Source organism: Halalkalibacter sp. HAAS-P014 (genome assembly GCF_056619965.1).
Genome location: NZ_JBWQTV010000021.1, coordinates 50,659 through 62,943 on the forward strand (window position 1 = coordinate 50,659; position 12,285 = coordinate 62,943).

Annotated in this window: 9 protein-coding genes; 5 read left to right on the forward strand and 4 right to left on the reverse strand. The window is 37.4% G+C overall.

Features of this window, described 5'->3' with window-relative positions:
- The first annotated feature begins 53 nt into the window (after window positions 1–53).
- The 5 genes from AC1FXZ_RS16865 to AC1FXZ_RS16885 all read left to right on the forward strand — a co-directional run bounded on the left by AC1FXZ_RS16865 (window position 54) and on the right by AC1FXZ_RS16885 (window position 6,333).
- Window positions 54–587, forward strand: coding sequence for an autoinducer (locus AC1FXZ_RS16865; protein ID WP_480055765.1), 534 nt, complete (start codon window positions 54–56; stop codon window positions 585–587).
- A 245-nt stretch (window positions 588–832) separates the two neighbouring features.
- A complete protein-coding gene (locus AC1FXZ_RS16870) occupies window positions 833–1,552 on the forward strand; it encodes a DUF421 domain-containing protein (protein WP_480055767.1) in 720 nt (239 codons plus the stop codon).
- Window positions 1,553–1,898: 346 nt separating this feature from the next.
- A complete protein-coding gene (locus tag AC1FXZ_RS16875) occupies window positions 1,899–3,425 on the forward strand; it encodes a BCCT family transporter (RefSeq protein ID WP_480055769.1) in 1,527 nt (508 codons plus the stop codon).
- A 123-nt stretch (window positions 3,426–3,548) separates the two neighbouring features.
- Entirely contained in the window at window positions 3,549–4,247 is a 699-nt protein-coding gene (locus AC1FXZ_RS16880) for a TetR/AcrR family transcriptional regulator (RefSeq protein WP_480055771.1), read from the forward strand.
- A gap of 31 nt (window positions 4,248–4,278) precedes the next feature.
- Window positions 4,279–6,333 (forward strand): CocE/NonD family hydrolase, encoded by a 2,055-nt coding sequence (locus tag AC1FXZ_RS16885; RefSeq protein ID WP_480055773.1) that lies wholly within the window; start codon window positions 4,279–4,281, stop codon window positions 6,331–6,333.
- Window positions 6,334–6,495: 162 nt separating this feature from the next.
- Here AC1FXZ_RS16885 and AC1FXZ_RS16890 read toward each other — a convergent pair whose 3' ends face one another.
- The 4 genes from AC1FXZ_RS16890 to AC1FXZ_RS16905 all read right to left on the reverse strand — a co-directional run bounded on the left by AC1FXZ_RS16890 (window position 6,496) and on the right by AC1FXZ_RS16905 (window position 12,134).
- Window positions 6,496–7,602, reverse strand: coding sequence for a mandelate racemase/muconate lactonizing enzyme family protein (locus AC1FXZ_RS16890; protein ID WP_480055775.1), 1,107 nt, complete (start codon window positions 7,600–7,602; stop codon window positions 6,496–6,498).
- 26 nt (window positions 7,603–7,628) lie between these two features.
- A complete protein-coding gene (locus tag AC1FXZ_RS16895) occupies window positions 7,629–9,020 on the reverse strand; it encodes a M20 family metallopeptidase (protein ID WP_480055777.1) in 1,392 nt (463 codons plus the stop codon).
- A 28-nt stretch (window positions 9,021–9,048) separates the two neighbouring features.
- On the reverse strand, window positions 9,049–10,464 hold the full coding sequence (locus AC1FXZ_RS16900; RefSeq protein ID WP_480055779.1) for a YfcC family protein: 1,416 nt from the start codon (window positions 10,462–10,464) through the stop codon (window positions 9,049–9,051).
- A gap of 350 nt (window positions 10,465–10,814) precedes the next feature.
- Window positions 10,815–12,134, reverse strand: a complete 1,320-nt coding sequence (locus AC1FXZ_RS16905; RefSeq protein ID WP_480055781.1) for a transcriptional regulator — start codon at window positions 12,132–12,134, stop codon at window positions 10,815–10,817.
- Window positions 12,135–12,285: the final 151 nt, after the last annotated feature.

A 12,285-nucleotide genomic window follows, 5' to 3' on the forward strand; every position in this document is an offset into this window, starting at 1 on the left:
TTTAGGTTATACATACACATGTTAAACTTAATGGTTTAACATGGAGGGTTTTAATGAAAACATTCAATTATAGTATTATTAAGGTTTTGGTCATTTCAATTTTTATTACGATGGCTTTTAACACTATTGATGTACAAGGGAAATCCCATGAGGAAAATCAACTAGAGGATTTTATACAAGGTAATAACTATATTCCAGCAGAAGAAGCAATTTCACAATTTGAGCAAAAGAATAAGAAAAAGGTCAGTCTCCCTAAAATACTGCCTTTTGAACCATCACATCAGTTTGGAAAAATCGATGAAGAAGGTCGACTGAATTTGCATTATATGAGGCTTGGAAAAATTAACGAATACCCAACTCTTGATTTTGTATTTTATGTAATGAAAGAAGTGGATCTACAAGTATTTATTGAAGAGAAAGATAAACTTTACACCCTTAAAAGTGGAGAAAAAGCTTATTATAGACAGCACCACGAATACTTTCATTCTTTAGCATTTACAAAGAACAGTTTAGGGTATCATTTCGGTGGAAATCCAAAAAAGGTTAGTTTAGATACCTTTATAAATATTGCAGAGTCTATTAAATAACACAATGAAGTGATGTTGTTAGATCTTCATATTCTCATTCAAATAACGAATAGCTTTAGCAGAACAACCTAAAAAAGTCGGTTCTTGAGCGCACAGGAATTCAACTTTTTTAGGCTGTATTTGTTTAATGTATTCTCCAACTGTAATGAATGTAATATTCCTCCACATATTGGGGATAACTATCATGAAACTCATGCGGTAAATCTTCTACTTATGTACTCCGGAAAAGGAATAGGTGAAAACATATGGAGGTTTTAAAAGAGTCAGCTATTATATTAGCGAGAATTTTTACGATTTTCCCGTTATTTTTATTAATTACACATTATATGGGCAAACGTTCCATTGGAGAAATGCCTATTTTCGACTTTCTCATCATTATGACCTTGGCCAATGTTGTAGGAGCTGACATTGCTGATCCAAAAGTAGATAATATTTATACTTATTTAGCTATTATAGTAATTCCAATGATACAAAGATTAACTGCCTACTTATCAATTACGCATCGAAAAATAGGGAAAAAAATAACGTTCGAACCTACGCTAGTCATTCAAGATGGGAAATTCTTAGTGGAAAACTTAAAAAGGATTAGGTATAGCATCGATAACGTGTTGCAAATGTTACGGCAAAAAAATATTTTTGATATTAGTGATGTTAAAATTGCCATTATCGAAGCGAATGGGCAAATAAGTGTGTTGAAAAAAGAAAATAAATTGGGGATAACCATCGAGGATATAAATGTAAAAAAGAAAAGTAAAAGTTTGTCTTATCCATTGATCGTAGAAGGGAAAATTTACGAAGATATACTAAATTATTTAGGTTTAAGTCGACAATGGTTAGTGGCTGAATTACAAAGAAGACAGATTGCACAAGTAAACCGCGTCTTCTTCGCTTCCATTAATGATGACCATGAACTTCACGTTTCCTTAAAAAATGAACATCAACAAATGCCACCTATTTATAACTAACGGGTGCTTTACGAAAACATTATTTCCTATTTGAAGTAGGGTAATGAAAAAGGGTGTTTTTCCCTTTTTTACTACCCTATTCGAGGTCCTTTTTTCACCAGTCTTGAACCGTCCCCTTGCTCCTTTTGACTTTTTTTTATTTTGTGTTAATATGAACACGTTCATGAAATAAACTTGTTCATAAAAAGAATGTGTTCAACAATTGTTTCTAGAGCTTACTATTTACGTATACGAAAAACGCAAGGGAGGGCTGCACTAGTAATTGGGGCAAGAAATGTCCTTGTTCCTATAGAAAAAGAAAAACTATGAAACTATTATGGAAAATAACTGGAGGTATGTGAACAGCATGAATAATTCTAGAGTTGAGAAATCTATTTTTTGGCCATCATTAATTTTAATTGTTATTGCAACATTATTATTAGTAATCTTTCGAGAAACTGCAGGACCAGTCGTATCGGATATGATGACAGGTATTACGTACCGTTTGGATTGGGCATTTGAATTTTTGACCATTGGATTATTTATTATTTTGATTTGGTTAATGGTAGGGAAGTACGGTCGTGTAAAACTTGGGGATCAACATGATGTACCTGAGTTTTCTAGGTTCAGCTGGGGAGGCATGTTGTTTACAGCAAGTATGGGGACAAGTATTATGTTTTGGTCGATTGTCGAACCACTTTACTACTATACTTGGCCGCCATTTGGCTTTGAAGCAGAGTCTAGTACTGCTGCAGAATACGCTGTAAGTTACGGTTTATTTCACTGGGGCATTTCCGCATGGGCATTATATGCGCTACCTGCGGTCGTCATGGCGTATAGCTTTTATGTGAAGAAGAATGCGTCATTAAAAATCAGTGCTGCCTGCCGAGGTGTGCTTGGAAAACATGCAGATGGATTTTTAGGAAAGGCCATTGATGTATTGGTGATTTGGAGTATGATTGGTGGGCTTGGAACGTCACTTGGCCTTGGAGTACCAATGGTTGCTGCTGTCCTAGGAAACTTAATAGGCGTCGAGCAGTCATTATGGCTTAATATTTTCATTATCGTGATTTGGACATTTATTTTTAGTTTTAGTGCGTATTTTGGTTTATATAAGGGTATTCGTAAGTTAAGTGACTACAATGTGTATATGGCATTAGGTCTTGCTTTATTTGTGATCATTGTAGGGCCGACTCTATTTCTACTTTCATATTTTACGAACAGCTTAGGTATCATGCTCGATAATTTCTGGATGATGAGTTTATACACGGATCCGATTCATCAAAGTGGCTTCCCACAAGCATGGACAGTATTCTACTGGGCTTGGTTTGCAGCTACGGCTCCATTTATTGGGATCTTCGTAGCGCGTATTTCAAAAGGAAGAAGTATTCGAGAGTTAGTGTTTAACGTATTATTATGGGGATCGGTCGGAAGTTGGTTATACTTCGGTGTCTTCGGTGGCTACGCTATGGACTTACAGTTAACAGGACAAATTAATTTAGCGGCGATTCAAGCAGAGCAAGGCGATACATCCGTTATTGTAGCTGTACTCAATTCCTTACCAATGCCGGTTGTCGTTTCAACTTTCTTCCTTATATTAGGGTTTATTTTCTTAGCAACGTCTTTAGATTCTGCAAGTTATGTAATAGCAAGTGTTGCCACGAAAAATTTAACAGAAAACGGGGAACCAGCTCGTTGGCACCGTCTAATGTGGGGGATATTGCTTTCTGCACTAGCTATTAGTCTCACAATTGCAGGGGGACTTTCTGTAGTACAAACCTCCTCTGTATTGGTTGCCGTTCCTGTTTTAATCATGTATGTTCTCATGGCAGGATCGTTAATAAAATGGTTAAAGCAAGATGAATCTATCCATGTTTATGTAAAAACAAAGTAGACCCTTGTGCTTATGAATAATAACATTATGGTTAAGTGAATGAGTGTATGCTCGTGATAAGCGAGCGAGTTGTAGGGAGCGATAACATTGTTATTTCCAGAGTTGAAGAAAGGAAGTAAATAAATGAATGCAGGACGAAAAGATATTCAACGTGCGAGAATGTGGAAATATTTTTTAGATGCTGCAACGGAAGTGATTGAAGAAGAGGGAACGAAGAATGTTACGATTCGTAAAATTGCTGACCGTGCAGGTTTCACCAGTTCTACGGCCTACAATTATTTTAAAGATTTATCTCATTTAAAATTTTTTGCGGCCATGCGTTTTACAGCGCAATATGTTAATGAATTGCCGTCCTATATGGAAAAGGGAAATAACATAATTGAGAAATGGTTATATTCGTGGGAGTGTTTTTGTAAGCACTCCTTCGAGCAACCGGAAATTTATTCAATTATTTTTATGGATAATCTAGGAACGCATCCACAAACACTTTTAGATGATTATTACAAAATATATAAAGACGAAATCATTGGGTTACCGGAACAAATTCAATCGATTATTATGGAGCACAGTTTTTCAAAGCGAAGCGCACTATATATCCAAAGTGCCGTGAGTGAAGGATTCATAAAAGAGGAGAACATCGACTTTATTGCAGATATGACCCTTATGATTTGGAAAGGCATGATGAATACATTTATGAATCAAAGGCGTGATTATTCGAAAGAGGAAGCGATTCGCCGTACATTATTTTTTATTGAAGACTGTGTCATGAATGTCGTTGAAGAGGAGAAAAGGGAAGAAATTTCTTTTTCGCCTGTAATATAATAAAGAATTTTTTAGGAGAGGATGACCATCATTGGTTTTTAACATCAAGGATTCAAAAGAACGGAGAATTATAACGGACTTTCCCCATACGGTAAAGAAAATAGAAAATGTATGGATCCCAATGTCCGATGGCAAGAAGCTAGCAGCAACCATTTGGTTACCAGAGGATGCCGATGAAAATCCCGTTCCCGCGATTCTAGAGTATATTCCATATCGAAAGAATGATTTCACCGCTATTCGTGATTCTATTAGACATCCATACTTTGCAGGCCATGGCTATGCAAGTATCCGTGTGGACATTAGAGGTTCTGGTGATTCTGATGGGATATTGCTCGATGAATATTTAAAACAGGAGCAAGATGATGCATTAGAGATATTAGATTGGTTAACGGCACAACCGTGGTGTACAGGCCATGTTGGTATGATAGGAAAATCATGGGGTGGTTTTAATAGTTTGCAAGTAGCAGCCCACAAGCACCCTGCTCTAAAAACAATTATTACGCTATGCTCTACGGATGATCGCTATGCAGATGATGTTCATTATCGAGGTGGAAACGTGCTAGCCTCAGACATGCTTTGGTGGGCTTCTACCATGTTTGCTTATAATGCCCGTCCACAAGATCCGAATGTGGTTGGGGAGAGCTGGCGCGATAACTGGTTGGAGAGACTTGAACATACACCGCCGTTTGTGGAGGAGTGGTTACGTCACCAACGACGGGATGATTACTGGAAACATGGATCCGTTTGTGAAGACTTCTCTGCAATTCAAATCCCTGTTTTTGCAGTGAGTGGTTGGCAGGATGGCTATACGGATGCAGTATTCCGTTTACTTAAAAATTTGCCTGTTAGTAAAGGCCTTATTGGACCATGGGCACATGAATATCCAGAAGTAGCTACTCCAGAACCGGCCATTGGATTTTTACAAGAATGTTTGCGTTGGTGGGATCACTGGCTAAAAGGAAAAGATACGGGGATCATGGAAGAGCCGAAGCTAACATCATGGATTCAGGAAAGTGAGCTTCCACAAGTGACATATGATGAGCGACCAGGGAAGTGGGTTGCTGACGATGCTTGGCCAGCTAACTCCGTAACGGACACAGCATTTTGGTTGAGTGAGGGGAAGTTAACTAGGGAAAAGGAACTCCTTGCTGATGAAAAAATAAACGTTCCAAGTGTGCAGCAACATGGTTTATATGCAGGAGTATTCTGTCCCTTTGGCCAACCAGGTGACCTCCCAGATGATCAGCGCTTAGAAAATGGCAAATCCGTTGTCTTTACTTCTGAACCAATGGAGAAGACAATCGATTTATTAGGGCACCCTGTATTTCATGGCGTGATTTCTGCTGATCAGGAAGATGCTTTACTTGCTGTACGCCTAAGTGTGAAGGCACCAACTGGGGAATCTACATTAATTAGCTATGGCATGTTGAACCTGACTCATCGCAATTCTCATGAGTATCCAGGGAAATTAGTTCCTGGGAGAAAATATAATGTTACCGTTCAGCTAGATTCACTGGGACAACAGGTACCGAAAGGACATAGTCTAGAAGTGGCTATTTCACCAACGTACTGGCCACAAGCATGGCCTTCTCCTAAACCTGTTACATTGACTTTGCATGCAGGTGAAGAAACACGTATGATTCTGCCTGTTCGCACACCACAACCAAAGGATAAGGATTGTGGCAAGTTTGGCCCACCAGAAACAGCCAAGGTAATGGAACGAGAAATTATTCGCAAAGAGGAGAGAACTCGTAACGTTATTCATAATTTGATTGATGGAATATGGAAGTTAGAGGACTACTCTGATGAAGGGGAGCGTCGTCTTCCCGATAATGGAATGCAGTATGGGAGCATTAATAAAAATACGTATACAATTAAAGAGAATGACCCCCTTTCTGCTAAAGTTCAGTGCGAATGGGAATTAAAAGTAGGTCGGGATGATTGGCAAACAAAATTGGTCACGTATAGTGAAATGACGAGTGATGAAACCAATTTTTATCTCACGAATACAATGACAGCCTACGAAAAGGATAAAGAAGTATTTAATAAAACATGGACGAAAAAAATAGCGAGAGACCATGTATAAATAAAAAATGAGAGCACCATTAAGGTGTTCTCATTTTTTTATTGATAGGGTTATAGAAGTTTATTTTTTAAATTGTTATAGAATGACCATTTGGTTATACCTTTATGTAATCGTTGCTATGATCTTTTTTATAAAAATAAACTCCCCTTGCTTACTATTTCTTTATTCGACCGTACAACATTGGACTGCTTTTTCTTTAACAAACAACTCATTCACGTTAATTCCTAAACCAGGAGCCTTACCAAGCTTTAGCCGATCGCCATTATAGTGAATTTCAGCAACATCCTCAGCAAAGATAAGTGGACTGGCCATATCATTGTAACGAATAATCGCTTGCGAGATCGCTAAATGAGATCCTGCCATCGTACCAATAGCAGACTCGATCATCGATCCAACTTGACATTCTATACCAGCCGTTTCTGCCAGTTTGGCAAGTGCTAAGGCAGGAAATATTCCTCCAGTCTTCATTAGCTTAATGTTCACTAAGTCGATGCCACCTTTTTCAATTAGTCTTAGCAAGGATTCTGCTGTATGAATGCTCTCATCAGCCATAATTTTCACATGAGCAGCTTCTCTAATTTGTGCTAAGGAATGAAAGTCAGAAGCTTTTACAGGTTGTTCGATCCATTCAATCATGTAGTCTTTTGTATGTTCGATAAATTTAAGCGTGTCGCTTCGTGTCCATCCTTGGTTGGCATCCACTCTCAACTTAATGCTATCACCAATAGTGTCTCTAATGGCTTTGATCCGTTCAATATCATCTTTAAGTGCCGTTCCTAGTTTGATTTTTATTTGACGGAAGCCTTGGTCTACGAACTGCTTAGCTTCTTCTGCCATTTCGTTAGGGGGCTGGATTCCTACAACTTGAGGGATTTCTAGTTCACTATGGAACTGGCCACCAATTAAATGATATAATGGCTGACTTGTGATTTTTCCCATAAGGTCATATAGAGCGATATCAATTGCCGCCTTTGCCGATGGCACGCCGTATATTTTCTGATTCATTTTTTCATGAATAAAATTGATATTAAACGGATTTTCATTAATAATTAACGGTGCTAACTCATTTCTCAAAATTTGATACGTACTCTCCCATGTCTCTCCTGTAACATGTTGATCAGGAACTGCTTCTCCCCAACCAACGACTCCATCTGCTGTCGTGAGTTTCGTCAAAATAATTGGCATATACTCATAACGTTCATATGCTACTACAAATGACTTTTTTAATCGTAATTTCAGACGAAAAATCTCTACTTTTTTTATTTGCAAGACGATAGATCCTCCTTAACACACCTTCAAATACGAGGCTTTAAATCGGATGGGATAGGGCTCATATATTTTTCGTTGCGTAACCTTGCTTTTAATTCTTCTTTCGCTTGTTCAATTAATCCAGGTGTTTCTATCATTTGAATAGCCGTTGAGGCCATTACTTTTCCTGCTAAAAGCATTCCTTTATGACCAATCGAACTTCCCACTTGTGAAACGGCTTGCCAGCTGTGTAGTGATGTACCGTTCGCAAAACATGTTGTTAGACATTGAGCTGTTGGTGTGACCCAGCTGACATCCGCAACGTCTGTTGAGCCTGTGTTTTTATTGAGTTGGTCTTGTGGGATGACGACATCTGTTAGCACTTTGTCTTCAATCCCCTTTGCCCAGTAACTATTTTTTTCATCATCAGACAGTGTTTCACAAATAGCTTCTGCTAATTTCATTTCTTCATTGGTATAACTGGGACATTCTAAACTCTCAAAGCTCTCGACAATTACTTTATCTATTGTCGTGTTTTGAATTAATTCTGAAGTACCACTATCAAATACGATTTTCACTTCAGTTTCGGTCATTAAAGCAGCCCCTTCTGCAATCTTACATACTCTTTCATAGATTTCCTTTACTTGTTTTGCTTTCGGTGCACGAATTAAATACAATACTTCAGCTTCTGACTGTACAACGTTTGGTGAAAAACCACCAGAATTCGTTATTGCATAATGTACTCTTGCATCCTGGACAATGTGTTCACGTAAAAAATTAACACCGACGTTCATGAGTTCGACTGCATCTAAAGCGCTTCTTCCGAGGTGTGGGGAAGCGGCTGCATGTGCTGAACGGCCTTTAAACTTAAAATACACTTGAGACGTTGCTAAAATGTTCATTTCGGAAACGGCATTTACTGGAGCGGGGTGCCAAGTTAATGCAAAATCTACATCATCAAAAAGACCATCGCGAACCATAAAGGTTTTCCCGTCGCCGCTTTCTTCAGCAGGACAGCCATAATAACGAACCGTACCTGACAATTGGTGTCCCTGCATATAGTCTTTGACTGCAACAGCAGCAGCAAGCGCCCCCGTACCTAGTAAGTTATGGCCACAACCATGTCCATTCCCATTCCTTTCAAAGGGCTCTTTTGTAGCCACGCCTTTTTGTTGACTGAGACCGGCTAGTGCATCGTATTCGCCTAGGAATGCCACGACAGGATTTCCACTTCCGTAACTAGCTATAAATGCTGTACCCATCCCAGCAACTCCCGTTTCTATATCAAACCCTTCTCTTTTCAAGCTTTCACAAAGTAGTTCAGCTGAATGGTTTTCTTGAAAACTCGTCTCTGCATAATCCCAAATTTGATCACTAATTTGAATAAACTTATCTCGTTTTTTTTCAATGATTTCATCTATTAATTTTGTGTGTTTCATCTGTTCCCACAACCCCAATGCATAAAAGTTAAACTGTCCAAATAAATAAATGAGCAATCGTTACAAAAATACCTGCTAATACGTAATGAATTATAATTAATGGCCAAATCCACTTAAACCATTGAACCCATGAGATCTTAGCCATTGCTAATGCTGCAAGGAGCAATCCAGCTGTTGGTGAAAAAATGTTAGAAATTCCATCACCGAATTGGAAGGCAAGCACAGCTGTTTGACGGTCAACCCCAACTAAATCGGCTAAAGGTGAGATAATTGGCATACTCAAAGCAGCTTGTCCGCTACCTGAATTTACAATGAAATTTAATAAACTTTGTACAACGTAAATCCCAAAAGCGGCGAAGGCTGTCGAAAGTCCTGATAAGAAATTAGAAGCTGCATATAGGATTGTATCAATCGTTGCACTGTTTTCAAATACAACTAAAACACCATATGCAAAGCCAACAACGAGTGCCCCAAGTATTAAATCTTCACACCCTTTAGTAAAGGTCTTAGCAATCTTATTAATGCTCATTTTTGCAATTAAGCCTACGATAAGTCCCATAATTAAGAACATCGCAGAAATTTCCTTCATATACCATCCGAGCTCAATAACACCATAAGCTAAAACGAACAGTGTAGCTACTAGAACACCTAGGATCAATCCTTGTCTTGAAGTTAAAGATTGTTGCTTTGAATGTTCCTCACTTATTTCTCTTTGCCGATCAATTTCGTACATAACGCTTTTCGTAGGATCATTTTTAATTTTTCTCGCATAAAGCATGACATAAATAATACTTATCGCTAAAAAGATTAACCAAAAGGTAATCCTAACACCCAAACCAGAAAAAATTGGAATCTCTGCAATCCCTTGAGCAACCCCAATAGTAAAGGGGTTCATAAATGCAGCTGTGAAACCAGTCGAGACTCCAACGAGTACAACGGCTGTCCCGACCATTGAGTCGAAGCCTAGTTTTATCATAATTGGTACCATAATTAAAATGAATGGAAGAACCTCTTCAAACATCCCTACAGTAGCACCAGCAACACTAAAGAATGTCATAACAACAGGAATGATTAAAATTTCCCTTCCTGTAATTCGCTTTGATATACTCCCAAATGCGCCTTCAATGGCTTGTGTTTCTTTAAAGATGTTAAAAGCTCCACCAACAACAAGAATAAAGAAAATGATCACTGCGCCTTGGAGCATTCCTTCATAAACAGCTCCAAACATCCCAAAAACTCCCACAGGATTTGATTCAATTACTTGATATGTTCCATCAACAACGATCACTTGACCTCGTTCATTCGTTGTTCGCTCATATTCACCAGCAGGAATAAAATAAGTTGAGATTGCTGCAATAACAATAAAAGTAAATAAAATAACAAAAGCATGTGGAGTTTCAAACTTTCTTCGTTCTTTTTTAGTTGTTGTAGTTTGTATATTCATAATTTCATCTCCTTTATAAAAAAGTCTTTTGCCTTATACGTGTAAGCGGTGTCATATTTCTCTGGTCTAGCAGCTTAATGTGCTTCGTATATAATCTCCCTTCCTATTTTAGCCTTTAACGACAATTGACGTTATATAGTCGTTTTATGTATAAAGAATATACAGAAAATTTTTAAAAACGTCAAGGTTAATAACAAGTTTCTTTAAAGGTAGTCAAATATATCCTAAAATAAAATAGCGTTGATTGGCCTCCAGAGTAGAGATTGTGGAGAACAACCAACGTTGAATTTCATTGTGAAAAACCTTTCTTTGGGCTCTTTTAATAATTAGATTTTTACTAATCAAAAAAGTTAAAAAAACAGACGGTATACTGATCGAGGACGTCCCTGTTGGTATGGTTGTTCCTCACCTATTTTCTCTGCATATTTAAAGGTAATCAACTTTTTTAGTAACCTTTCTGCACTACGTCGACTAATTTGTAGATACTCCGCTAAATCAATAGCAGTAAAGCTATTTTCATGTCGTAATTTAATAAAATGAATGATTTTCGTTACTGATGCAACACTTATATTTGTGTGGTCAGCAATTTCTAAAATCTTTTGATCTTCGCTTTTTAATCGATAGGTTTGTGTATTTGTTGTTAAGGGGCCAATAATTTCTTTTTCAGCAGTTGCTAGAAAGGCATTATTAGTCATACTATCTTTTTTTGCATGAAAAAGAGCAGCTCTCGCGTTCTCCTCAGCTTCTTTAGCAGTTACACCAAATCCGAAACCGATACTAACTGTAAAATCAGGAATTTTTTCGACCTTTTTTAAAAATGAATTTAAAAAGGGACCCTCGTACATTTGTTCAATACTACTTCTGGTTCCATAGATAATAAACTGTTCCATCCCGATTAACCGAATCGATGTTTCGGTTTCTTTCGCAAGATTTAATAACATTTGTTGTAATATAATCGTTACATCCTGCTTTAAACTTCCGAAATCATGTGTTGAATTGTCCAATTGATTAAATACGACAAGACCTATTGCAATCTCTGAATTTTTACTGATCGCTAATTGACCGTATGTATATGCTTTGTGAATAGAATCTATAATTGCCTTATCAGGAACAATCATATACGAACTAGGGATTCCTAATTGTTGCAAACGTCGGTGAACGAAATCAACGCTTGTGATCGCATATTTACTCTGATTACTTTCCCATAATTCTTTATGGAAATTGATGATCTCCTCCGCATCAAATTGAACCCCTTTTGTTGTAATAATGTCACTATAATCCTTTATCTTCCAGTCCGTAGGCTTTAAATTTAATTCTTTAACAATTTGTTTAATAAATTCTTTTCTATAAACATCAATCGATAATTGGTGTAAGCCATTTGGCTGGTTGAGCATTGTACTAAATAAGGTAAGTGTGAGTGCGTATTCATCTGAAGGAATATAAACCGAAGGCAATTTCATTTGTTCCACTTTCTCTTTTACCATGTAATATGGCAAGGGTCCCGCAAATAATAAGACATCACAATCATGAACTTGGTCAATCAAAGAAATACTATCCATAGGATTATCATAGATATACGGGGTCATTATGATGTCTGGGATTGTTTTTTCATATTTTAAGATGTGATCGATAAACTCTCTTGAACTGAATGTAGCAATTCTAATTTTCATACCTTTCCCCACTTATCTCCAATTTCGTTTTATTTCTTACCATTGTAACAAACTTTGTAAACTAATGGTTTTATCTATGGAATTATTGAGATGAAGCTTCCTTTTTACTAAAATTCTAAACAATAAAAGGCAATATAAGTGCTAATTATGT

What these genes read in the sequence shown, in the direction of transcription:
- AC1FXZ_RS16865 (WP_480055765.1), top strand. Translation starts at nt 54, where the DNA reads ATGAAAACATTCAATTATAGTATTATTAAGGTTTTGGTCATTTCAATT.
- AC1FXZ_RS16870 (WP_480055767.1), top strand. Translation starts at nt 833, where the DNA reads ATGGAGGTTTTAAAAGAGTCAGCTATTATATTAGCGAGAATTTTTACG.
- AC1FXZ_RS16875 (WP_480055769.1), top strand. Translation starts at nt 1,899, where the DNA reads ATGAATAATTCTAGAGTTGAGAAATCTATTTTTTGGCCATCATTAATT.
- AC1FXZ_RS16880 (WP_480055771.1), top strand. Translation starts at nt 3,549, where the DNA reads ATGAATGCAGGACGAAAAGATATTCAACGTGCGAGAATGTGGAAATAT.
- AC1FXZ_RS16895 (WP_480055777.1), bottom strand. Translation starts at nt 9,020, where the DNA reads ATGAAACACACAAAATTAATAGATGAAATCATTGAAAAAAAACGAGAT.
- AC1FXZ_RS16900 (WP_480055779.1), bottom strand. Translation starts at nt 10,464, where the DNA reads ATGAATATACAAACTACAACAACTAAAAAAGAACGAAGAAAGTTTGAA.
- AC1FXZ_RS16905 (WP_480055781.1), bottom strand. Translation starts at nt 12,134, where the DNA reads ATGAAAATTAGAATTGCTACATTCAGTTCAAGAGAGTTTATCGATCAC.